The following is a 22,749-nucleotide window of genomic DNA, read 5'->3' as shown; positions in this document are numbered from 1 at the left end:
ATGAATATGTTAAAATGTTATGAGTAACACTAAAATAAATTTTGTGATGGTGAGTAAATGAGTAAATTAATATTAGCAGAAAAACCTTCTGTGGCAAGAAACCTGGCAGAAGCATTAGGTTGTAAAACAAGGAAAAACGGATATCTAGAAGGAAATGATTATATTATAACATGGGCTTTTGGACACTTGTTAACCTTATGCGATTGCAAAGATTATGACCCTAAGTTAGCTTTATGGGCTTTCGAAAACTTTCCATATATTCCACAAAAATTTAAATACAAAATAAAAAATGATGGAAACAATAGAAATGCTATTGATGTGGGAGCAAAAAAGCAACTTGAAGTAATACAAGGACTTATAGAAAGAGAAGATGTTACAGAAATTATATCAGCAACGGATTTTGATAGAGAAGGGGAACTAATAGCACTTCTTATTTTTCACTACTTAAAAGTTAATAAGCCTATCTATAGAATACTAATAAATGAATGGACACCTGCTGAAATTAAAAAAGGACTTCAAAATCTCAAAACTAATGCAGAAATGAAAATGCTTCAGGATGCAGGGGTAAGCCGTCAGCTTGCGGATTGGGTAATAGGTATAAATTTCACTTCTGTTGCAACAATGAAATATACAAGAGGAAAAGGGAATCTTTTAAATATTGGTAGAGTTTTGATGCCTACTTTGAAAATGATTTATGATAAAGAAATGGAAATCAAAAATTTTAAAGTAGAAGAATTTTACCAATTAAATGCTACTTTTGAAAATGAGAAGGGTAAATATAAGGGTAAGTTTTTTCATGGGAAAAAAGAGAAATTTACTAATAAAGAAAGTGTAAAAAGATTAAGGGATGAAATAAAGGGTAAGGATGGAAAGATAATTGAAAAGGAAGTAGAAATTCAAAAAATAAATCCACCTAGTTTATTTAACCTGAGCAATCTGCAAGGATATATAACTAGTAAGGAAAAGGGATGGACTTCTAATAAGGTATTAAAAGTAGCACAAAGTTTATATGAAAAAAAGTATATAACTTATCCTAGAACAGAAAGTACAGCTTTAGAGGAAAGTTTAAAGGATAAGGCAAAAAAAGTGTTGGAAATACTAAAAAATGATCTGCCATTCAAAGATGAAGTGAAATTTTCAGAATCTAAAAAGGTTTTTAATAATAAAAAGGTTGAAGGACATAGTGCCATTATGCCAACTTATATGAGACCAAAAGGATTAACAAAGGATGAAATAACAGTTTATGATGCCATTAAGAATAGATTTATTTCTCAATTTATGCCTTCAGCTGAATTTGAAAATACAAAAATAGTAACTTCTGTTAAGGGAGATAATTATGAAAGACTATTTTCTACTAAAGGTAAAATACAAAAAGTAAAAGGGTGGCAAAAACTATATAAAGCTGATAAAAAAGACGAATTACTCCCACCTGTAGAAAAAGATGATGAAGTAAAAATGATAGAAATAAAAATGGCTACTAAAAAGACAAAACCGCCAGCACATCATACTGAAAAATCATTACTAAAAGCTATGGAAACCTGTGGTAGGGGTAAAAGTAATGATGAAGAGGAAGATGACTCTCAAATACTTTATGGATATTCAATAGGAACAGCGGCAACAAGAGCAGAAACTATTAATAAAATAAAATATGCTGGATATATAACTACAAAAGGAAAATCATTATTAATAACTGATAAAGGAATAAAGCTTATAGAAACTTTTCCAATAAAGGAACTAATGGATACAGATTATACTGGAAGACTGGAGAAGAAACTATTTGATATAGAAAAAGGTGATTTTAAGAAGATAGACTTCTTAAAAGAAATATTTAATTTTACTAGAAATGGTGTAAATAGAATAAAGAGAACGAGAGCAGAGATTATATGTGATACCAGAGAGGTAAAAAGCAATGATTGATATAAAGTTATTAACTTTTATAACAGTTGCAAAAACTAATAATTTTACAAGAGCTGCAAATATTTTAAATATAACGCAACCAGCTGTGTCGCAACATATTAAAGCTTTGGAAGAGTATTATAATGTAAAACTATTTTATAAAAAAGGCAATGGAAGGCAGCTAACAGATGAAGGAAAAATATTATTCAAATATGCTGTAGAGCTTAATAGATTAAGTAAAGTAGTAGAATCAGAATTGAAAAATAGAACTTCAGTGATTAGTCGATACTACGTAGGGGCAACGCTTACTGTAGGTGGTTATGTAATACCCAATATAATAGGAAAATATAGAAGTATGCACGAAAGTATTGATATTATTCTTTATGTAGAAAACACTGAATCTATAATGAAAAGACTTTTTAATGGAGACATTAGTTTAGGAATAGTTGAAGGTCCTTTTAATAAAACTAGAGTAAACTACACAAAATTTAAAGAGGATGAATTAGTTTTAGCTGTTTCTCCAAATCATCCACTTGCAAGGAAATGTAGTGTGACTCTAGATGAACTTCTTAGAGAAAAACTTATATTAAGAGAAAAAGGATCAGGTACTAGGAAAGTTTTTGAGGAGAAGTTATTAGAGGTAGGGTATAGTTTAGAGGATATTGATGTTTATATGGAAATAGGAAATATTACAGCATTAATATCTCTAGTGGAATCTAATTTAGGATGTACAATAATTTCTAAAGAAGCAATAAAGCAATCATTGAAAGAAAATACATTAAAAATAATTCCAATAGATAATTTTAGAATTTTAAGAGAGTTTAATTTTGTATATTTGAATGATACTGAACTGGATTTTGTAGATGAATTTATAAGATTTTGTATAAAAAGTTAGGCACGTGTCTCAATCTTTTACAAAAACTTTAAGGGTAACTAGATAAAATGAGTGATTGTTGATAAGTTATGCTTATATAAATATAAAATATTATAATTTTTAATTATGATTATCGGGTGATATAATTGTTCTTGTAAGACTTAAGAGGGAAGGATGATTATAAGTGAAAATTATAAAAAAATATTTTCCGGGCATTATTTTTGTATTAATTATTTCAGGTTTATCCATTTTCTTAAATAATATTATAGCTGAGTCTTTTAATATAAATTTAGAGGCTTTAACTATAGCTATTATTATAGGAATTATCTACAATAATACCATTGGAACAAGTGATGTTTTAAAGGATGGAGTAAAGTTTTCTTTGAAAAGACTCCTAAAGATTGGAATAGTTTTATTAGGGTTTAAGCTAAATATTTATTCTGTAATGAAACTTGGTCCCAAAATATTAGTTATGGTGATAATATATGTATCCCTTGCATTAGCACTGGCTATTTTATTAAGAAAAGTTTTTGGTGTTAATAAAAAATTAGCTACATTATTAGGTGTGGGGTCATGCATATGTGGGGCATCAGCTGTTGTTGCAATGGCACCTTGTATAAATGCTGACGATGATGATTCGGTAATAGCAGTTTCTATTGTGAGTTTTTTAGGTGCAATTGGAGTATTGGTTTATTCAGCAGTAGCTGCAAGTGGGCTAAGTATTACTGATGTGCAATATGGAGTATGGTCTGGTATTTCCCTGCATGGTGTTGCACACGCCATTGCTGCAGCATTCGCTCGAGGTGAGGTATCTGGAGAAATAGGAACTTTTGTTAAGATGACAAGAGTATTGATGCTTGTACCTGTTTCTATTATATTGGGATATATGTTCAATAGTGATAATGAGACAACATCTAAAAAAGCAAAATTTCCAATGTATGTTTTGTACTTTATTATAGCAGGGGTGATAAATTCTTTAGGAATAATACCAGTAGAAATAACTAAAATATTGACTAAAACAAGTTCAATATTTATACTAATGGCAATGACAGCTATGGGACTATCAGTTCATTTTAAAAGTTTAATAAATAAAGGAATGAAAGCATTTTTGTTAGGTACATTACTTTTTGTTACATTGTCTAGCTTAAGTTTATTGGTGATTTTCAACTTTATTTAGTCAGCAACTTTTTTGAAATAAAACAGAAACAAAAGAAATATAAGGGGGAGATTAAGATGGTAAAAGTAGTAGCAAAAAACTATGCAAAAAAAGATAAGGTAAAAGAAGTTATTGAATTATGCAGAGAATTAGTAAATGAGACAAGGAAAGAAGAAGGTTGTATAAAATATGAATTTTTCCAAGATGTAAATGAGCCAAGTATTTTAACGTTCATTGAAGAGTGGATTAGTGTAGAGGCATTAAAGAAACATATGAAATCAGAACATTTCACTAGAATAATACCTGAATTCGGAAAACTTATGGAAAAAGATGGAGATATAAACGTATATAAAAAAGTAATTTAGTTTTAAAGAGACGGTTCTTAAATTTTATTTAAATTTGAGAACCGTTCCCAAATTTGAGGTGATTATATGAGAATAGGTCAATTTGCACAAAAGAATAAAATAAGCATAGACACTGTTAGGCATTATATGGATTTAGGTTTAATAATAGCAGAAAAACAGGGGGGGCAATATTTTTTTGATACAAGATGTGAACAAGACTTAGAAGATATTTTTACTTTAAAGGGCATGGGGTTTACTTTACATGAAATCAAAAATATTTTTATTTATAGAAGACTTAGCAAGTCAACACCATACCAGAAAAACGAATACTATAAATCTTTTTTTACTGAAAAGTATCTTAAAATTGAAGAAGAGATTAATGAATTAAAAAACATTAAAGAACGATTGAAAAATAAAATTCAAGAACTATCTCTTAATGAAAATGAGAAAAATACAAAGTTGGGAGTAGATCTAAGTGCTTTAAATATTCTTAAATGTTTAAAGTGTGGTGAAAAGCTAACTCTTTCAGAAGGACAAATATTAGATAATTCAATTATTGATGGAAAGTTAAAATGTGATTGTGGTGAAGAATATAGTATTGAAGCAGGAATTCTAATAGTTAATAATACTCATAAACAATCACATTTTAAAATGGGGTTTGATTATATCAATGAGTATATCTCTGAAACTGATGTAGATTATTTGGATAATATTTACAAAAGTATAGAATGGATGAGTAAAAGAATAAGTGGTGAGTTTTATAAAAATAAAATTTTATTGGAATTAGGGTCAGGAAGTGGATTTAATTTAAGAAATCTTTATGATGAATTACCGCAAGAGTGTTTATATATAGCTGTAGATCATGATATAGGAAGACATAAATTTTTAAAAGCAATGCTTGAGAGTACTGGGCGTAAAAGTAATATATTATTTATATGTGCTGATTTTTTAGAAATACCTATAAATGATAAAAGCATAGATGTATTAATGGATTATTGGGGGACAAGTAATTACAGTTTTGATAATGAGGAATTTTTGTTGAATAAGATAGAACACTATTGTAAAGATAACTGTTCTTTACTAGCATCTTATGCTATATTCAAAAACTTTAGTGCTAACAGTATATTAGAAAATAAATATCGAAAAAATTATTCGTTACAGAATATTAAAAAAAATATAGAAAATCTTAAATTCAAAAAGATTGATGACAAAGCTTTGGATTATTTGGAACGTGGAGGAAAATACGAAAATTTCTTTGTGGAAGGGGAAAAAGTATATTCTTATATGTATTATGGTAAAAGGTAGGGTTAACCCTATCTTTTTTTTATTGAGTAGAAATAAAATATTAATATAACGGTTGCTATGGCCTAAGGACAATAACATAAAATGAAATTATGAATACTAATTAAACCCAATAATTAAAGGAGGAATTAATTTTATGGATAAGCTTAGAATAGGTCAATATAGTATAGAATATAAGAAAAATTTTAATAGAAGAGAAATTTCAAATTTTATATTAGCTATGTTAGGTGCTTTAGTATCATTATTTGGAACGTATATATATACCTTTGCAATTAGTTTATATGTTTTAAAAATTACAGGATCTGGCCTTAGCTTTGCTACCAATTTGGTGCTAGGAATAATACCTTTAATAATATTTAGTCCTATTGCAGGGGTTATGGCTGATAGATTTAGTAAAAAAGTTTTGGTAGTTCTAATGGATTTAATGAATGGTATATTGTTGATTGGACTCTTTTGCATTAGTTCAATTTATGGACTTAATTTAACTATGATTTATGTGACTACCTTTATAATGACTGTTTTTTCTACTATATTTAATATTAGCTTTGATGCAGCGATACCAAATTTGGTATCAGAAAAAAATCTTATGAAAATGAATTCAGCTAATAAAATTGTGGGTTCTGCAGCATCCATTTTAGGGCCAATGATTGGTGGTTTAGTTTATGGTTTTATTGATATTAGAGTATTCATAATAATTAATGGAATTTCCTTTGTTTTTTCTGGTATTTCAGAGTTGTTTATAGACTTTAAACTAAATTATATTAATGATAGAGAAAGAGAATCAAAAAAAGAGATTAGTTTTATAAAAGACATCAAAGAAGGATTTGGGTATATTAAAACTAAAAAAAATATTATTGGCTTTATAAATATTTTTATAGCACTTAATTTTTTCATAGCATATTCAATCTCAGTACCATTACCGTTTATAATAAATAATATATTAATGTTGGAAGCTGGGGATTACGGCATAATCCAAGGGGCTGTTTCTATTGGAATGATACTGGGTGCTTTAGTAATAAAAAGAGTAAGTGAAAAAGTGGAGCTTAATAATTTATTAGTATTGATGAGCATAGTGATAGCTTTATGTTTGATTCTAATTGGTATTCCAGTTATGCTCCTTCATAAAATAGTAGTTTATAATATAATATATGTGGTTTATTACTTTAGTATAATGTTGATTATAGGTGTTACTATTTCATTTGTTGATATTCCGATTTTTTATACACTGCAAAAAGAAATATCTGATGAATATAGAGGACGGGTTTTGAGTATTGGCTTAAGTTTTGCAAAAATCAGTCAACCGATAGGATTTATTATTTCTGGGTTTTTAATAAATAGAACTCCAGCTTATCTTTTACCCATGACAGGTGGAATTTTGTTGCTAGGCTTTAATGTAATGATTTTGAAGAGGTCGGTTCTCAAATTTATACAAAAATAATGAAATTGAGTAAAAAGAAACTATTAGAGATGATGAGCTCAAAAGAGCTATTCCTAATATAAGTCATAAAGTTTTGGCAAGTGAGCTACGAAACTTGGAAGAGGATGGTCTAATAATTAGAGAAGCTTACCCTACTATTCCACCAAAAGTAGAATATTCAACAAGCGGATTAGGTGAATCTTTAAGACCTATACTACAGCAAATGTGTGACTGGAGCAAAAAATATATGAAATAGGTAATGACTACAAAAATTTCAGAACCGTCCCCAATTATAATTCCCTGTGGTACAATAGTATATATAAAGATAAACTACTTTGTAAGTTTATCTTTATTAATTTTTAGTTGAAAGTTATAAGTAATGATTTTGAAAGGATTGTTTAGATGAGTAAAATATTAGTGCTAGCTGAGAAGCCTTCTGTTGGAAGAGAATTAGCTAGAGTTTTAAATTGTAATAAAAAAGGAAATGGTTATTTAGAGGGTTCAAAATATATAGTTACATGGGCACTAGGGCATTTAGTTACCTTAGCTGATCCTCAAGCTTATGATAAAAAATATGAAGCTTGGAAACTAGAAGATTTACCAATGCTTCCAAAGCATTTAAAGCTTGTTGTAATAAAACAAACTGGAAAGCAATTTACTAATGTAAAGAATCAAATGACTAGGAAAGATGTTAGTGAAATTGTTATTGCTACAGATGCTGGTAGAGAGGGAGAGCTTGTTGCAAGATGGATTATAGAAAAGGTTCATGTAAATAAGCCGATAAAACGTCTTTGGATATCTTCAGTTACAGATAAAGCAATAAAAGAAGGTTTTAATAAATTAAGAGATGGTAAACAATATGAGAACTTGTATGCTTCAGCAGTTGCAAGGGCAGAAGTTGATTGGGTTGTGGGTATAAATGCAACTCGTGCTCTAACTTGCAAATATAATTCTCAATTATCTTGTGGAAGAGTTCAAACACCAACCCTTGCAATGATTGCTAAAAGAGAAGAAGAAATTCAAAGGTTTAAACCTAAAAATTTCTATGGGCTCAATGCAGTTGCAAAAGGATTAAAGCTTACTTGGCAGGATAAAAATAGTAATGATATAAGAAGTTTTAATAAGAACAAAATAGATGATATTTATAAAAAATTGCAAAATAAAAATGCAGAAATAGTTGAAGTGTCAAAAAACTATAAGAAAAAATACTCTCCTCAGCTATATGATTTGACAGAGCTTCAAAGGGATGCAAATAAAATATTTGGGTTTTCTGCAAAAGAAACACTTTCTACAATGCAGAAATTATATGAGAGTCATAAAGTTTTAACTTACCCAAGAACAGATTCAAGATATATTACAGATGATATAGTGGATACATTGAAAGATAGAGTAATAGCAAGTAGATTTGGTAATTATTCCTCAATAGCATCAGAAATAATGAGAAGTCCAATAAAAGCTAATAAAGCATTTGTTGATAATAAGAAAGTCTCTGATCACCATGCTATTATTCCAACTGAACAGAATGTTAATTTTAGCGCATTTAATGATAAAGAAAGAAAAATATATGATTTAGTAGTAAAACGATTCTTTGCAGTACTATTGCCACCCTTTGAATATGAACAAACTACAATTAAAGCTAAAATTGATGATGAAACTTTCATTGCAAAAGGTAAAATTGTAAAAAAAGAAGGTTGGAAAAAAGTTCATAAAAACACTTCTAATGAGGATGAAACAAGTGATGATGTTAAGGATCAAACATTGCCCGATATCAATAAAGGTGACAAGTTAAATATATTAAATATTGTTAAAACTGAAGGAAAGACAAAACCACCAGCACAATTCAATGAAGCGACGCTATTATCAGCTATGGAGAATCCGGTAAAATATATGGCTGAAGAAAGTAAAGATTTGAAAAAAATTATTGGAGAAACAGGTGGTCTTGGAACAGTAGCTACAAGAGCCGATATAATCGAAAAGCTTTTAAATACTTTTTTAATAGAGAAAAAAGGCAAAGATTTATTTATTACATCAAAAGGAAAACAACTTTTAGAGCTTGTACCAGAAGAATTAAAATCTCCAGCTTTAACAGCAGAGTGGGAAAAGAAACTAGATTTAATTTCCAAAGGTAAAATAAATAAAAATGCTTTTATAAGCCAGATGAAAGGCTATTCAAAAACAGTAGTGCAAGAAATTAAAAATAGTGACAAAACATTCAGACATGATAATCTAACTAGAAATAAATGCCCAGAGTGTGGTAAATACATGTTAGAGGTTAATGGTAAACGTGGAAAAATGTTAATTTGCCAGGATAGAGAATGTGGTTATAGAAAAGGAGTTTCTAAAATTACTAATGCTAGATGTCCAAATTGTCATAAAAAGCTAGAACTTCGTGGTGAAGGAGAAGGTCAAATTTTTGCATGTAAGTGTGGATATAGAGAAAAGCTCTCAGCCTTTGAACAAAGAAAGAAAAAAGATAAGAATAAAGCATCAAAGAGAGATGTGGCAAATTATCTAAAGAATCAAAATAAAAAGAAGAAGGATGAGGAACCATTTAATAATCCTTTTGCTGAGGCATTGGCTAAGCTTAAGTTTGATGATAAATAGAGAGAATAACAATTAACAGTTAACAATTATGAATTATGGATAGTTTTGTTGTTGTAAAAGCTTAAATTGAAATAAAAGATTTTATAGTCACCTGCATGAAGATAAACTAATTTTTCGTAATGTTTATCTTTAATTGTGGGTGTTTTTTTATTGATATTAATTGGAAAGTTTATAAATGGTCTATATACTAACGATGTTATAATATAAATATATTAGAATATTTTGGTTGTACTATTAGTGAGCCGTCAATGAAGTATAAAGAGAGTTATTTGTATTAGATTAGGGGTAAATATATTGAAAACTGGAATTTGTTATTTTAGTGCTACAGGAAATAGCTTTGATTTAGCAAATAAATTAAAAGGATATATAAACAATTCAGGGTTATTCTATATACCAAATTTAGACATAGATGTACTTGAAAAATTTGAAAGAATAATTTTAGTTTCTCCTATTTATCTTTTTGGTACGCCTATTCCAGTAAAAGAATTTATAAAAAAATTATCGATATTTAAAGATAAGGATTACTATGCAGTATTAAACTATGGTGGATTTTCTGGTAATGCAATTGGATACTTCGGGGCAGAGTTTGAAAAGAATTCCTTGAATTTAAAAGATGCATTTAAGGTTAAAATGCCTGAAAATTTTACTATAATTAACTTGACACCAACGGTTCCTAGTCGTTATATTCAGCGCACTTTGAAAGCTGCTGACAAAAAAATAGAGAACATTGCAGAAAAAATCAATGCAAATTCTCAAAGAAAAATTCAATCAAATATATTTAGCTTTTGTAATAATATTCACGAAAAAGGAGAAGCAAAATGGAATAGTATGTCAAGAGATTTCACTATATCCAAAAGCTGTAATCAATGTGGATTATGTATGGAAATATGTCCTGAAAAAAACATAAAAATTGAGAATTCTAAAATTGTTTTCCTAGATAGGTGTGTTTCATGTTTAGCTTGTTACCATCGTTGTCCCCAAAATGCAATTAATTACAAAAACAAAACCATTGGAAAAAAACGTTATCAAAATCCAAATGTTAATTTTAAAAATATGCGATGATTTAGATAGATAAGTATAAATTTTGTTACAGAGCCAACACACATTTAAAAAGGTAGCACATTCATGCGCAGATTCTGAAAGTAATTATTTTGAAGTAACTAAAGGAGACTTTTAAAATGAGTAAGATAGAAAAAGCACAACTTTCATTAAAAGAAAATAATTTCAAAAGATTAGGGAAGTTGTCCTGTATTATTGCTTCTGTATTAACGATAGTTATAGGCATTTCTCACTTTTTTGTTCCCTTTATTTTTCCTTGGGAATCTTTTATTAAAGAATTATATCCACCGATAAAATGGGCACTATTTGCAATGAATTATTTTTTTAGTCTGTTACTTCTTTTGGGGGGTATCTTAACGCTTGTTGCTGAATTTAAATGGGGAATGGTAAAAGGAATAAGAAAGTGTATTTTAGGTGGTATGGGATTATTTTGGTTAGCAGGTAGTATTTATGAGGTTATTTATCCATTTCCTATAATGGAGGCTAGATGGGTTTTACCAGGAGTCGCATTGGTTATTTTTTCCCTATATGGCATAAGTCTAATAAGTATAAAGAAATAATATTATTTATATAAAGTAAGGGGTCAATTATTTTAATCACCTGCACAATAGTGGGTGATTTTTATTTACTAATTATCAGATACTTATATAGCTTAGAAATTACTGGTGTGATAATATGAATATATTAGTATATTTTGGATAGTGATAAATATTAGGGTTAATAAAATAATTTAGCAAATAGGTGGGAGTTTTTATGATAGAACAAACATTTGATCAATATATTAGAGAAGTTGAGGTATTAAAATCTATAATGCCGTCATTTAAAGGATATCCTTTTAATTTACTTTCGGTAGAGAAATTATCAAAATTAAAATTACATCCCAATGTAACATTTCTTGTCGGTGAGAATGGTAGTGGTAAATCCACATTACTAGAAGCAATATCAATTGCATATGGTTTTAATCCTGAAGGAGGGTCTAAAAACTTTAATTTTGGCACTAAGGAAACACATTCTAGTTTATATGAGTATTTAAGGATTATAAAAGGTGTTAAAAAACCTCGGGATGGATTTTTCTTAAGAGCGGAAAGCTTTTATAATGTTGCAACAAATATTGATGGACTAGGACCAGAGCTTTTGGATTCATATGGTGGAAAGTCTTTGCACGATCAATCCCATGGAGAATCATTTATGTCTTTAGTTTTAAATAGATTTAGAGGAAGAGGCTTATATATTTTAGATGAACCTGAAGCAGCATTATCTCCAACGAGGCAATTAGCACTTATTTCAAGAATACATCAATTAGTTCAAGATGATTCTCAATTAATTATTGCCACACATTCACCAATAATTTTGGCATATCCCAATGCTGTAATTTATGATGTGGATAATGGATATAAAGAAACCAAATATACGGAAACAGATCACTATAGAATTAGCAAAGAGTTTTTAAATAATACGTCTAAAATTTTAGATATATTGCTAAAAGAGTAGAAGTGAGATTAAATTTAGTTGAAATTGATTTTTTAGACGACCCTTAAATGGAGGAATAAAAATGAAAAAATTAGAAATCGGAGATTGTATTGGAATATTTTCACCATCTTCGCCTATAACATACACGATGCCAAAAAGGTTTGAGAGGGCAAAGACTTTTTTAGAAGCTAAAGGTTTTAAGATAATTGAAGGATCATTGACTGGAAAGTGTGATTATTATAGGTCAGGGACTATAAAAAAAAGAGTTGAAGAACTAAATGATTTAATTAGAAACCCTGAAGTAAAATGTATTATGTCTACAATTGGAGGAACGAATTCTAATTCCATTCTTCCATACATAGATTACGAGGCATTTAGGAAAAATCCTAAAATAATTATTGGCTATTCAGATATTACTGCGATTCTACTTGCAATATACGCAAAAACAGGTATATCTACTTTTTATGGACCAGCATTAGTTGCTTCTTTTGGTGAATTTCCTTCATTTGTAGATTATACATATGATTATTTTAAAGATATAGTAATTGAGGATACTCCTATACCCTATGAAATTCCAATGCCCGATTTTGGACAGATGAATATATAAACTGGGCAGAGCAGGATAGAGAAAAAGAGAGGAATAAAAATCAATGGATTACTGTTTATGAAGGAACAGTAAGTGGAAGATTAATGGGAGGAAATCTAAATACTATGCAGGGGATATGGGGAAGCGAATATATGCCTGAAATAAAGAAAGGCGATATACTCTTTATTGAAGATTCTTTAAAGGATGCTGCAACAATTGAAAAAAGCTTTTCTCTACTTAAATTGAATGGTGTTTTTGACAAAGTTTCAGGTATTATTCTCGGAAAACACGAACTTTTTAATGACATGAAAACAGGCAGAAAACCTTATGAAATTTTGTTGGAAGTTTTGGGAGAAAGAAAAATTCCATTTGTAGCAGATTTTGATTGCTGTCATACACATCCAATGTTGACATTGCCAATAGGTGCTGAGGTTGAGCTGGATGCTACTAATAGAAAAATAAGTATGATTTCAGAATTTTTTAGGTAATATCAATATTTAAGGGGGATATTATGATAACAAGGTGTAGACTAATAATTTTAGTTCTATTAATAGCATTATCATTAAGTGGTTGTAATGTATCATTTCGAGTAGGGGTTATAAAACGTGAGAGTGAAGATGTAAATGAAAAACTACATACTGTACAAACATCAGGAATTGAAGAAGAGTTAGATTTACTTATAGAAGATTTTAAGAAGTTAAAAGAGGTATCAGAAGTACAAAAGTTAATAGATGATTATATAGATAAAAGTAAACTAGATATTATTTCTATTTATTATGGGGATAACAATGGAAAATTTTACATTAGCCCTAATGTAGAGTTATCAAGTGATTATAATTTTACTGAACGTCCACCATATAGAGATGCTGTTGAGGAAGGAAAATATATGCCAGATTCATATATGGATTTCACTACAAATAAGTATATTCAAACTATAACAAAACCAGTTATAGTTGAAGGTAATATTATTGGAGTTGCGGGGATAGATGTATATACTGAAGAATGATTTAGTATAAATCAGTAAACTGAGGTAGATTATGTAGAGGTGGAGGAAATAAATAATGAATACTGTAGAAAAAAAAAAGGTTGATACTTTCGTTAAAAATTATTTTAAGAGTCTACGCATTAAACAATTTTTGATTTTGGGATTTATTTGGATTATTATGACATACTTAACAAGAGGAAAAGAAGCAGTTGTAGTGAGTATATTAATTGTAATAATAGTAAGCATTTTTGCTTTTTTTATATTTCCAGATTATCTTCAAAAGGAAACAGAGAGAGCAATTGAAAAATATTATAATAATACTTCAAAATACGATGATAAGTTAGTAGTGATTTGTAATTTGAAAAAGTTTGGTGGACCTACATTTGGTACTTTACATATTGATGAAAAAACAATAGAGTTTAATCCTTTTAAGGAGAATCTTCAAAATGAGAGATTTTTAGTTCAAGAAGCAGCGGTGAAGAATATTCAGATATCACTTTTGGATATTAAAAGGTCTGTATTTAATAGAATATTTTTTAAGGAACTACATAAAGGAATAAGTATTTCTTGTGATGAGGTAAATGTATTGTTGCAAACACCACAACCAGAAAAAACTATTGAGAAGATTAAAAAAAGGGGCTACTAATGAATTATCTTTTAGGAGATTTTTATAAAAACTACTTAGATGGTGTAATAATGTGAGGTTAGATGAAAGGAGAAACATTTACGTTGGAACCTATTATAATATCTTTTGCAATAGTATTAGCTACTCCAATAGGATTAGCTATCCTATCAAAAAAGAAGAAATTACAAAAGGGTATGATACATAACATTGAAATAATAGGTATATATATACCGACAAGTTTTATTGTTATTTATTATTCATATATAGCTACAGATATTTTAAAAGATAGTGTTATAGTAGTTAGTCTTATTATTTTTGGATTAGTTATAATATTTATTGAGAATAAATATGCAAAAACATATAAATACAATTGGTTAATTTCACCCTGTTCTATTATTTTAATTTTCTTAGTGTATGTAAAATTGAACAGTTATACACTTAATGAATACAATACTGTACTAATTAGTAGTGTTATAGGGTCAATGACTAGTGTTAATTTAAAAATAAAATTGAATCGTAAGAAATTAAGAGTGAGTACAATAGTAACAACCATTTTAGTATTAATTCTTTCATCAAGTTATGATGAAGAAATTAAAAGAGAAAGTAAACCAATAAGGTACGCAATTGAGTATGCACTGGATAAAGGATACGAAATAAATAGTGATGACATTATACACGTATCAAGTAGAGTAAACTCAAGATTAAAACCAATAGAAATATATATTATTAGCACAAATAAAAATACAGACAAACTTATAATACTTGAGATGAAGTATTATAAAGGGGAAATAGGTGAGTTTCAAGTTAAAGGAGGGAAGATTTAGGAATGTTAAAGTGGTTTTAGATATATAGATAGTGTTAATTCTAATTACTGGAATAATTATTCCTATAGAGGAAATTTATTTCAGAGGATTTTTATTTATCTAGTGTTTTAAATGAATGATAGATATAGGAGGCGTTTAATGGTGAATGTTAAGAAATTTTGGAACAAAACATCTAAAAACTATGATTCTATGGTAAATTTAAAATATGCTGAAGCATATAACAAAACTATTAAAATCACAAAGAAATATTTAAAAAACACCGATATTGTCTTAGACTATGCATGTGGAACAGGAATAACTACAATAGAAATATCTAGAAATGTTAAAAAAATAAGTGCTATCGATATATCAGAAAATATGATTAGCGTTGCAAGAAAAAAAACTGAAGAAGAAGGTATTACTAATGTTGAATTCAATATTGCGGATATTTATGATGAAAAATTAAAGAAAGGTTCTTTTGATGTTATAATGGCTTTTAATATACTTTATTTTATCAAGGATATTGATAATGTACTCGCTCGTATAAATGAATTGTTAAAACCTGGTGGAACATTTATATCAGTTACAGATTGTCTTGGGGAAAAGAAGACTTTTTTAACAAGTGCACAATATTTATTAAGTAAATTAGGAGTTATACCATATATAAGAAGATTCAAAGTGTCTGAATTAAGGGAAACAGTCGAAGAAGGTGATTTTTCTATTATTGAAGCTTTTAATTTATATGATTGTCCACCAAATTATTATATAGCAGCAAGAAAAAAATAAAAACTAACAATAAAGATTAGAATTTAACTTAAGAGGAGGATTTTTATGAATGGAATGACATATACAAATTTAATAAATAAAACTATAGAGTTATATTTACAAAAGGATTATTTAAATGCATATAAGTTTATTACAGAAAATGCTGATAAAGTAAAAGGAATTAAAGCGCAAATATATAACTTTAGATACTCTATAGCAAGCAAAGCTGGTTTGAGTGAATTAGCAATGAAAATAATGAGAGAAGCAATCGTTGAAAAAGGGTATTGGTATTCATATGAGTATTTAATGGGTGATGACGATTTAAAACCACTATATGATTATAACGATTTTGATAAGTTAGCTAATATATGTAAAGAAAGAGAAATTGAAGCACAAAAGAATTCTAAGCCTGGTTTGAAAGTATTAATGGGTAATAACTCAGCTGTTAATGAAAAGTATCCTTTGATAATTGCGCTACATGGAAACGAAGAGAACATATTAATAACTGAAGATTATTGGAGTTCATGTGTGAAGAATAGCATATTAGCATTACCGCAATCCTCTGATATTCAATTTTATGATGGATATTACTGGAATGATGTAAAAAAAGGAACTGAAGAATTAAAAGAACACTATAAAGAGATTCTAGGAAATTATAATATAGATTCAGAAAATATCATTATAGGTGGATTTTCGGCAGGAGCTAGAGTATCATTATATGCTACGTTGAATGGTTCTATAAGAGTAAAAGGATTGATACTAGTAGGGCCATGGTTACCAGAAATTCAAGAGTGGGAAGAACTATTGGATGGATTAAAATCACAGGGGGTTAAATGTTATATTATCTGTGGTGATAAAGATGAAGACTGCTATGATGGCTCTAAGAAATTTGTTGATATGTTGAATCAAAGGCAAATACCTAACATATTTAAAGTAGTTAAAGATTTAGATCATGATTATCCAGCAAATTTTAATAAAGAATTAGAAGAAGCAATTAATTATATACTTGTTCTTTAAAGGAGAAAAACATATGGAAATAAAAAATCAAAAAGATTACTTTAATGACCAGTACAAGAATTGGTTAAATACAGTTGATGAAAATAAGATAAAAATCATGGATAAATCTATTAAACAGTTGAATATAAACAAAAATCACAAAGTTCTTGATGTAGCTTGTGGTACAGGAGTATTATATCCATTGTTAATGAATATTCCAGTGAAAAAGTATACGGGGCTTGATATTTCTGAAAAAATGTTAGAGGAATTTTCTAAAGAATATAATGATGCTGAAACAAAATTGGGTGATTTTGATAAGCAAATTAAACTAGAAGAAATGTATGATATTATAATTATTTTTAACAGTATTCCTCATTTTGAAAACTTAGATGTTGTTTTCGAAAACTCAAGAAATAACTTAAAACAAGATGGTAAACTATCAATAGTTCATGGTAGAACACGAAGGGGATTGACTGAACATCATAATAAAATTGGTTATAATCTTGGTAGAGATGCTATTCCCAAAGATGATGTTTTAGAAAAACTTTGTAATGATTATGGGTTTGAAATTGAAGAGATTATGGATGAGGAATTCTTTTTTTTTAGTTGTAGAAAACTAATTAGTGATTGAATATTATAAATTTCAATGATTAATGAACAAAAGTTAGGAGATAAGTGGAAAAATGATATCGAATATTTATTATAAGAAAAAGTTGGGAATTCCATGGATTTCAATGATTTTAGTATTAACTTGCTTTACTGTTTGGATTGCAACATCAGTAGATAACAATCTGTATTATGTTTTTGTAACAGCGTCTAAACCAAAATATTTTTGGCAGTATTTTTCTGGTACTTTTCAGCATACTTTATACCCGCGATGGTTTTTTTATGTCCATTTTTTAAGCAATATGTCTGTTATTTTGCTATTTGGAACAATTATTGAAAGGATTATAGGGTCAAAAAAGTATTTATTATTAAGTTTTGTATCAGGGAGTTTAGTGTTAATAACATATTATATTATTTTTGGGGACAAACTAAATTCTACCTTAGTGGGTATATCCGGGGTAGTTTGGTCATATGGTCCTGTTGTATTTTATATACTAATTCAAATATATAAACAAAATAAACAACAGGTAATACATGATAAATTATTTTATCTTATGATTGTTGAATTATTTTTTATCTGGATATTTATAACTGCATTAAGTTCTATATATACAGTTATTTGGCATTTAGTTGCAACTATTGTTGGTATAGTATTTACCATAATTTTAAAAGAAGATATTAGAGCAAGAATTACTGAAATTATAGAAAAAAATATACCGAACAAAAGATGTGGTTTTAGAAATAATAAAAGAATTATTTCTTTGGTAGGATTAATACCGCTAGGTGTAATTCTGATTATTATTACTTATTTAGGAACAGGGTTAGATAAAATGTTTGTAGATACTGTAAGTATATCACCTTGTAGCACAATAGAAGAAATAAATAATAACCAATCAATGATTGAAATAGAATTTGAAGAAGCCTTTTCAAAAGAAGGAATAACATCAATTGGATCAAGTTTTCATTCATCCACAAATAGTGGGATAAAATTTGAATTATTATATTCTGAGGATAGAAAAAAAGCAATGATTGTTTTTAATGATGAATTACCTAATGATTTTAGTGGAGAAATTCGATTTATTAATGGAAAATTCCAAAACAACAAGAGGTTAAAACAATTTAAAATTAAATTTGACTAGGTTGATATCATAAAAAAGGCTATATTATAGAAAATAAAAAAGTATATTTTTAAGAGAGGTTTTATAGATGTATAACGAAGAAAGATTAATAGAAGTAAAGGAAAAAATGGACACAACAAATTTTTCAGGAGTTGTCTCTATTAAAGTAGAAGATAAAATAGTATTAGAAGAAGCTAGAGGATATTTAGAAAGAGCTAATGAAATCCCTAATAAAGCTACTACTATATTTGGTATTGCATCTGGAGCAAAGTTATTTACTTCGCTTGGAATAATGCGTTTAGTAGAAAAGGAAATGATCAAATTAGATGATTTAGCTTTTGAATATGTACCATTTAATTATCCAACTTACGATAAAACAGTAACCATCAAACAATTACTAACTCACACTTCAGGAATACCTGATTATTTTGATGAAGAATTTATTGCGGATTTTGATAATTTTAGAGTAAGTGTTCCGTGGAACGATTTACTAAAGCCTTCAGAGTATCTTGAAATAATGCCGCATAGAGAAATGAAATTTACACCTGGTACAAAATTTTCATATAACAACAGTGCCTTTGTTTTTCTAGCTGTAATAATTGAAAAATTAACAGGGGATTATCATGAGTGGATTAAAAAAGAAGTATTAGAGCGTGCAGATATGAAAGATTCTGGGTTCTTTATGCTTGATCGACTACCCTCAAATTGTGCAAATGGGTACGTAGAATTAGAAAACGGTAAATGGAGAACAAATATATATAATCTACCTATAATTGGTGGTGGAGATGGTGGGATCTTTACTACAGCAAATGATCTTATTAAGTTCTGGGAGAATTTAATGGATGGAAATATTATAGATAAAGATCTACTTGAACAATTACTTACACCTCATGTAAAAGAAGAAAAGTTTGGATATGGTCTAGGAGTATGGTTAGCTAAAGAAGGTGAAGATTTTGTTCCATATATTATGGGAGAAGATGCTGGAGTATCATTTAAATCTTATCATAATTCGAAAAAAAATATTACATATAGTGTACTATCAAATACAATTGATGGAGCGTGGGAGATTACGCCTTTACTAAAATAAACGTTTAACTATAACCTTTCACTTTTATATTTAGCTTTTTATATGAGCGGAAAGTTAATTCTTGAAATATTTATGAGGAGGATTTACATGAGCAAATTTCATTTAATAAGTGGAAGTATAGAGCTATTGGATTCTGTAGAACCACTATGGAAAAAGTTAAATAAGTATCATGAGATTAATTCAAATCATTTTACTGAGAAGTTTAAAAGTTTTACATTTGATGTTAGAAAGAATAAGTTTATTGATGATAAAAACTTAAAAGTTAAAATTGATTTATTAAAGGATAATGAAAAGGACATAATTATAGGATATTGTATCAGCACAATAAATAAAGAACTATTAGGTGAAATTGACTCACTTTTCATTGAAAAAGATTATCGTAAATATGGTTTAGGAGACAGATTGATGAAAAGAGCAATAGAATGGTTGAACAACTATGGTGTAAAAAAGAAAATTATTGGTGTAGCTGAAGGAAATGAAAATGTTCTTGAATTTTATAAAAAATATGGATTCTTTAAAAAAGTTGTTATATTAGAGGAAATATAAGCAAATTAAATAAGTGATAAGTGACAAATTACAAGTGACAAGTCAAGAATATCTTCCTAAACTTGTAACTTATCACTTGAAACTTGTCACTAAAGACAGGGGTGATTGAACTGAGAGATATAATATTAGAAAAGCTAAATGAAATTGAAGAAAATTACGGAGTTAAAATCTTATATGCAATAGAGTCTGGCAGTAGAGCTTGGGGATTTGAATCATCAGATAGTGACTATGATGTTAGATTTATATATATTCATAAACCTGAGTGGTACTTATCCATTCTTGATAAAAGAGATGTTATTGAATTACCCATCAATGATTTACTAGATATAAGTGGTTGGGATATTAGAAAAGCTCTAGTATTATTTAGAAAATCAAATCCATCACTTCTCGAATGGCTTGGATCACCTATAATGTATAAGCAAGATGATAAATTTGTAGAAAAAATGAGAGAGCTAGTAAATGAGTATTTTTCATCAAAGAAATGTATTTATCATTATATGCATATGGCAGTGAGGAATTATAGAGAGTATCTACAAAAAGATATTATTAAAATAAAGAAATACTTTTATGTATTGCGTCCAGTAATGGCTTGTATGTGGGTTGAAAAGTATGGAACACAGCCTCCAACAGTTTTTCAAGAGTTAATGAATTCTTTAAATCTTAATGAGGAACTAATAAGAGAAATAAATACTTTGCTTATACGTAAAAAACAAGGTGAAGAAATGAATGAAGAGAAACAAAATGGAATAATTAATGAGTTTCTGGAAGATAGATTGAATTATTTTGATGAGTATGTAAAGAATATTCATTCAGAAAAAAATAGTGATATTGATGTTTTAGATGAGTTGTTTAGAGAAATTTTAAAAGAGGCCTGGTATTAAGGGGTACTTAAATGTGGACATTTTACTTAAATCAAATCAAGGAAGAGTATGATAGTATGAAGTTACTAGCAATATTAGGATGTTCAAAAAATGGAAATACAACTGAAATAGTTAAGTATTTTGAAAAAAGGCTTTTAGAAAATATTGAATTTGAATACCTATATTTATCAGACTATAAAATTGATTTTTGTACAGGCTGCCATAATTGTATTTTTACTGGAGAAAAATATTGCCCACATTATTTAGATGTAAGAAAAATTGAAGAGAAAATATTGAACTCTGATGGATTAATATTAGCATCTCCTGGATATATGTTTAGTGTAACTGGAATAATGAAAAATTAAAACCAAAATTTGGTGATATAATAATTTTTCATGTTTTTAGATCGCTTTGTAAGATAGCTCCTAATATATTAAGAGCCGATATAACATATTTTAAAGAAAAAAATGCATATGATAAAAGTACTAAATGGTATGTTCCAGCAAAAATACCTTTTATAAAACATTATTTTGCTAATTTAATGGTAAAAAAAATAGAGAAAGAAGTGTCTAAAATGGTTGATATAGAGGAGCTTGAAAAGGTAGATAAGAGATATATAACTCGTTTATAGTAATCGACTAATAGATTTTTTGTGTCTAATAATTATAAGTGTAACAATTAAATAATTTAATAAGGATAATAGTGTAGTTGAAATTTGGGAGGTTATTTATATGTGTTTATCTAAATTACCCAATATAGGTAAGGAATTAGAAAGATTATTAAATGAGGTTGGAATCACAAGTGAGGACGAATTAAAACGAGTAGGTAGCATTGAGGCAACTGCTAGACTTAATGCTATAGGAGAAGCATGTACTAATAAGTTATATGCTATAGAAGGAGCCATAAAAGAAACAAGATGGCATCAACTTCCAAAAGAATATAGAGAACTCTTAAAGAAAGAGTACTTAGAACGAATAGAATAGAAAATAACAGGTATATAAAATCTAACTAGATAAACTTTAATTTATGTTATATCATAATATGATAGATAACTGATCATATTTTAAAAAATCAAATAACTAAAAAGGGGAGAAAAAGATGTTTAAATACATAGTTAATGAAGATATAGAGCTAAGATTACTACAAATCAAAGATTCAGAAGAACTATTTCAATTAATGGATTCTTGTAGAGAACATTTAAGAGAGTGGCTTCCTTGGGTTGATGCATCAAAGAGTTCAGAAGATACGAAAGTATTTATTCAAAGTACTATGGATCAATTTGCATCAAATAATGGTTTTCAAGCTGGAATATGGTGTAAGGGTCAAATTGCAGGTGTTATTGGGTACCACGGAATGAATTTAGCGAATAAATCAACTTCAATTGGATATTGGCTTAGTGAAAAATTCGTAGGGAAAGGTATTATGACAAAAGCTTGTAAAGTACTTGTTGATTATGCTATTACAGATTTAAATCTTAATAGAGTTGAAATAAGATGTGCAGAAAACAACTATAAGAGCAGAGCTATTCCTGAGAGATTAGGATTTACAAATGAAGGGATGATCAGAGAGGCAGAATGGCTGTATGACCATTATGTTAATCATATTGTGTATGGAATATTAGCAAGTGATTGGAATTTATAGTAGAGGAGT

26 protein-coding genes are annotated in these 22,749 nt (G+C 28.4%); all 26 read left to right on the top strand.

Annotated features, from left to right (window positions below):
- Window positions 1–57 precede the first annotated feature (57 nt).
- The 26 genes from ACQ3F0_RS12290 to ACQ3F0_RS12165 all read left to right on the top strand — a co-directional run bounded on the left by ACQ3F0_RS12290 (window position 58) and on the right by ACQ3F0_RS12165 (window position 22,740).
- Entirely contained in the window at window positions 58–1,917 is a 1,860-nt protein-coding gene (locus ACQ3F0_RS12290; protein ID WP_428865561.1) for a type IA DNA topoisomerase, read from the top strand.
- The gene (locus ACQ3F0_RS12285; RefSeq protein WP_428865559.1) at window positions 1,910–2,791 is read left to right on the top strand and encodes a LysR family transcriptional regulator; all 882 of its coding nucleotides are present in this window, start codon (window positions 1,910–1,912) and stop codon (window positions 2,789–2,791) included. Before ACQ3F0_RS12290 ends, ACQ3F0_RS12285 begins: the two co-directional genes overlap by 8 nt.
- A gap of 163 nt (window positions 2,792–2,954) precedes the next feature.
- Window positions 2,955–3,947: a YeiH family protein gene (locus ACQ3F0_RS12280; RefSeq protein ID WP_428865558.1), complete on the top strand. Its 993-nt coding sequence runs from the start codon at window positions 2,955–2,957 to the stop codon at window positions 3,945–3,947.
- A 56-nt stretch (window positions 3,948–4,003) separates the two neighbouring features.
- Entirely contained in the window at window positions 4,004–4,291 is a 288-nt protein-coding gene (locus ACQ3F0_RS12275) for a putative quinol monooxygenase (protein ID WP_428865557.1), read from the top strand.
- Between the two features lie 66 nt (window positions 4,292–4,357).
- Window positions 4,358–5,575 carry a MerR family transcriptional regulator gene (locus ACQ3F0_RS12270; RefSeq protein WP_428865556.1) on the top strand — a complete coding sequence of 406 codons (1,218 nt, stop codon included), beginning with the start codon at window positions 4,358–4,360 and terminating at the stop codon, window positions 5,573–5,575.
- A gap of 133 nt (window positions 5,576–5,708) precedes the next feature.
- Window positions 5,709–7,010 (top strand): MFS transporter, encoded by a 1,302-nt coding sequence (locus tag ACQ3F0_RS12265; RefSeq protein ID WP_428865554.1) that lies wholly within the window; start codon window positions 5,709–5,711, stop codon window positions 7,008–7,010.
- Window positions 7,011–7,032: 22 nt separating this feature from the next.
- Complete coding sequence (locus tag ACQ3F0_RS12260) at window positions 7,033–7,245, top strand: winged helix-turn-helix transcriptional regulator (protein ID WP_428865677.1); 213 nt, start codon at window positions 7,033–7,035, stop codon at window positions 7,243–7,245.
- Between the two features lie 146 nt (window positions 7,246–7,391).
- On the top strand, window positions 7,392–9,593 hold the full coding sequence (locus ACQ3F0_RS12255; protein ID WP_428865553.1) for a DNA topoisomerase III: 2,202 nt from the start codon (window positions 7,392–7,394) through the stop codon (window positions 9,591–9,593).
- A gap of 294 nt (window positions 9,594–9,887) precedes the next feature.
- Window positions 9,888–10,655 (top strand): EFR1 family ferrodoxin, encoded by a 768-nt coding sequence (locus ACQ3F0_RS12250; protein ID WP_428865552.1) that lies wholly within the window; start codon window positions 9,888–9,890, stop codon window positions 10,653–10,655.
- A gap of 116 nt (window positions 10,656–10,771) precedes the next feature.
- Window positions 10,772–11,212 carry a hypothetical protein gene (locus ACQ3F0_RS12245; RefSeq protein WP_428865551.1) on the top strand — a complete coding sequence of 147 codons (441 nt, stop codon included), beginning with the start codon at window positions 10,772–10,774 and terminating at the stop codon, window positions 11,210–11,212.
- A 193-nt stretch (window positions 11,213–11,405) separates the two neighbouring features.
- Window positions 11,406–12,143: an AAA family ATPase gene (locus ACQ3F0_RS12240; protein ID WP_428865550.1), complete on the top strand. Its 738-nt coding sequence runs from the start codon at window positions 11,406–11,408 to the stop codon at window positions 12,141–12,143.
- Window positions 12,144–12,204: 61 nt separating this feature from the next.
- Window positions 12,205–12,729, top strand: a complete 525-nt coding sequence (locus ACQ3F0_RS12235) for a S66 family peptidase (protein ID WP_428865548.1) — start codon at window positions 12,205–12,207, stop codon at window positions 12,727–12,729.
- Window positions 12,730–12,812: 83 nt separating this feature from the next.
- Window positions 12,813–13,196, top strand: coding sequence for a S66 peptidase family protein (locus ACQ3F0_RS12230; RefSeq protein ID WP_428865547.1), 384 nt, complete (start codon window positions 12,813–12,815; stop codon window positions 13,194–13,196).
- 23 nt (window positions 13,197–13,219) lie between these two features.
- A complete protein-coding gene (locus ACQ3F0_RS12225; RefSeq protein WP_428865545.1) occupies window positions 13,220–13,714 on the top strand; it encodes a PDC sensor domain-containing protein in 495 nt (164 codons plus the stop codon).
- A gap of 55 nt (window positions 13,715–13,769) precedes the next feature.
- Window positions 13,770–14,339: a hypothetical protein gene (locus ACQ3F0_RS12220; protein WP_428865544.1), complete on the top strand. Its 570-nt coding sequence runs from the start codon at window positions 13,770–13,772 to the stop codon at window positions 14,337–14,339.
- 62 nt (window positions 14,340–14,401) lie between these two features.
- A complete protein-coding gene (locus ACQ3F0_RS12215) occupies window positions 14,402–15,142 on the top strand; it encodes a hypothetical protein (protein ID WP_428865543.1) in 741 nt (246 codons plus the stop codon).
- A 138-nt stretch (window positions 15,143–15,280) separates the two neighbouring features.
- On the top strand, window positions 15,281–15,907 hold the full coding sequence (locus ACQ3F0_RS12210; protein ID WP_428865542.1) for a class I SAM-dependent methyltransferase: 627 nt from the start codon (window positions 15,281–15,283) through the stop codon (window positions 15,905–15,907).
- Window positions 15,908–15,952: 45 nt separating this feature from the next.
- The gene (locus ACQ3F0_RS12205; RefSeq protein WP_428865541.1) at window positions 15,953–16,903 is read left to right on the top strand and encodes an alpha/beta hydrolase; all 951 of its coding nucleotides are present in this window, start codon (window positions 15,953–15,955) and stop codon (window positions 16,901–16,903) included.
- A 13-nt stretch (window positions 16,904–16,916) separates the two neighbouring features.
- Complete coding sequence (locus tag ACQ3F0_RS12200) at window positions 16,917–17,513, top strand: class I SAM-dependent DNA methyltransferase (RefSeq protein ID WP_428865540.1); 597 nt, start codon at window positions 16,917–16,919, stop codon at window positions 17,511–17,513.
- A 52-nt stretch (window positions 17,514–17,565) separates the two neighbouring features.
- Window positions 17,566–18,627 carry a rhomboid family intramembrane serine protease gene (locus ACQ3F0_RS12195; RefSeq protein ID WP_428865538.1) on the top strand — a complete coding sequence of 354 codons (1,062 nt, stop codon included), beginning with the start codon at window positions 17,566–17,568 and terminating at the stop codon, window positions 18,625–18,627.
- A 67-nt stretch (window positions 18,628–18,694) separates the two neighbouring features.
- The gene (locus ACQ3F0_RS12190) at window positions 18,695–19,693 is read left to right on the top strand and encodes a serine hydrolase domain-containing protein (protein WP_428865537.1); all 999 of its coding nucleotides are present in this window, start codon (window positions 18,695–18,697) and stop codon (window positions 19,691–19,693) included.
- 87 nt (window positions 19,694–19,780) lie between these two features.
- On the top strand, window positions 19,781–20,239 hold the full coding sequence (locus tag ACQ3F0_RS12185) for a GNAT family N-acetyltransferase (RefSeq protein ID WP_428865536.1): 459 nt from the start codon (window positions 19,781–19,783) through the stop codon (window positions 20,237–20,239).
- 101 nt (window positions 20,240–20,340) lie between these two features.
- On the top strand, window positions 20,341–21,120 hold the full coding sequence (locus tag ACQ3F0_RS12180; RefSeq protein WP_428865535.1) for a nucleotidyltransferase domain-containing protein: 780 nt from the start codon (window positions 20,341–20,343) through the stop codon (window positions 21,118–21,120).
- An 11-nt stretch (window positions 21,121–21,131) separates the two neighbouring features.
- Entirely contained in the window at window positions 21,132–21,464 is a 333-nt protein-coding gene (locus ACQ3F0_RS12175; RefSeq protein ID WP_428865534.1) for a flavodoxin family protein, read from the top strand.
- A 366-nt stretch (window positions 21,465–21,830) separates the two neighbouring features.
- Entirely contained in the window at window positions 21,831–22,082 is a 252-nt protein-coding gene (locus tag ACQ3F0_RS12170; protein ID WP_428865533.1) for a TfoX/Sxy family protein, read from the top strand.
- Between the two features lie 115 nt (window positions 22,083–22,197).
- Entirely contained in the window at window positions 22,198–22,740 is a 543-nt protein-coding gene (locus ACQ3F0_RS12165; protein ID WP_428865532.1) for a GNAT family N-acetyltransferase, read from the top strand.
- Window positions 22,741–22,749 lie beyond the last annotated feature (9 nt).

Origin of the sequence: Clostridium sediminicola (genome assembly GCF_050402865.1) — a bacterium.
Classification (GTDB): Bacteria; Bacillota; Clostridia; order Clostridiales; family Clostridiaceae; genus Clostridium_AF; species Clostridium_AF sediminicola.
The sequence above is the reverse complement of the archived record's forward strand: the minus strand, read 5'-3'. Positions and strand labels throughout refer to the sequence as shown.

Excerpts from the sequence above, each read along its gene's own strand:
- ACQ3F0_RS12245 (WP_428865551.1), top strand. The coding sequence starts at position 10,772 with ATGAGTAAGATAGAAAAAGCACAACTTTCATTAAAAGAAAATAATTTC.
- ACQ3F0_RS12220 (WP_428865544.1), top strand. The coding sequence starts at position 13,770 with ATGAATACTGTAGAAAAAAAAAAGGTTGATACTTTCGTTAAAAATTAT.
- ACQ3F0_RS12275 (WP_428865557.1), top strand. The coding sequence starts at position 4,004 with ATGGTAAAAGTAGTAGCAAAAAACTATGCAAAAAAAGATAAGGTAAAA.
- ACQ3F0_RS12225 (WP_428865545.1), top strand. The coding sequence starts at position 13,220 with ATGATAACAAGGTGTAGACTAATAATTTTAGTTCTATTAATAGCATTA.
- ACQ3F0_RS12270 (WP_428865556.1), top strand. The coding sequence starts at position 4,358 with ATGAGAATAGGTCAATTTGCACAAAAGAATAAAATAAGCATAGACACT.
- ACQ3F0_RS12235 (WP_428865548.1), top strand. The coding sequence starts at position 12,205 with ATGAAAAAATTAGAAATCGGAGATTGTATTGGAATATTTTCACCATCT.
- ACQ3F0_RS12200 (WP_428865540.1), top strand. The coding sequence starts at position 16,917 with ATGGAAATAAAAAATCAAAAAGATTACTTTAATGACCAGTACAAGAAT.
- ACQ3F0_RS12255 (WP_428865553.1), top strand. The coding sequence starts at position 7,392 with ATGAGTAAAATATTAGTGCTAGCTGAGAAGCCTTCTGTTGGAAGAGAA.
- ACQ3F0_RS12210 (WP_428865542.1), top strand. The coding sequence starts at position 15,281 with ATGGTGAATGTTAAGAAATTTTGGAACAAAACATCTAAAAACTATGAT.
- ACQ3F0_RS12190 (WP_428865537.1), top strand. The coding sequence starts at position 18,695 with ATGTATAACGAAGAAAGATTAATAGAAGTAAAGGAAAAAATGGACACA.
- ACQ3F0_RS12175 (WP_428865534.1), top strand. The coding sequence starts at position 21,132 with ATGTGGACATTTTACTTAAATCAAATCAAGGAAGAGTATGATAGTATG.
- ACQ3F0_RS12205 (WP_428865541.1), top strand. The coding sequence starts at position 15,953 with ATGAATGGAATGACATATACAAATTTAATAAATAAAACTATAGAGTTA.
- ACQ3F0_RS12165 (WP_428865532.1), top strand. The coding sequence starts at position 22,198 with ATGTTTAAATACATAGTTAATGAAGATATAGAGCTAAGATTACTACAA.
- ACQ3F0_RS12185 (WP_428865536.1), top strand. The coding sequence starts at position 19,781 with ATGAGCAAATTTCATTTAATAAGTGGAAGTATAGAGCTATTGGATTCT.
- ACQ3F0_RS12290 (WP_428865561.1), top strand. The coding sequence starts at position 58 with ATGAGTAAATTAATATTAGCAGAAAAACCTTCTGTGGCAAGAAACCTG.
- ACQ3F0_RS12215 (WP_428865543.1), top strand. The coding sequence starts at position 14,402 with ATGAAAGGAGAAACATTTACGTTGGAACCTATTATAATATCTTTTGCA.
- ACQ3F0_RS12240 (WP_428865550.1), top strand. The coding sequence starts at position 11,406 with ATGATAGAACAAACATTTGATCAATATATTAGAGAAGTTGAGGTATTA.
- ACQ3F0_RS12285 (WP_428865559.1), top strand. The coding sequence starts at position 1,910 with ATGATTGATATAAAGTTATTAACTTTTATAACAGTTGCAAAAACTAAT.
- ACQ3F0_RS12230 (WP_428865547.1), top strand. The coding sequence starts at position 12,813 with ATGGGAGGAAATCTAAATACTATGCAGGGGATATGGGGAAGCGAATAT.
- ACQ3F0_RS12195 (WP_428865538.1), top strand. The coding sequence starts at position 17,566 with ATGATATCGAATATTTATTATAAGAAAAAGTTGGGAATTCCATGGATT.
- ACQ3F0_RS12265 (WP_428865554.1), top strand. The coding sequence starts at position 5,709 with ATGGATAAGCTTAGAATAGGTCAATATAGTATAGAATATAAGAAAAAT.
- ACQ3F0_RS12170 (WP_428865533.1), top strand. The coding sequence starts at position 21,831 with ATGTGTTTATCTAAATTACCCAATATAGGTAAGGAATTAGAAAGATTA.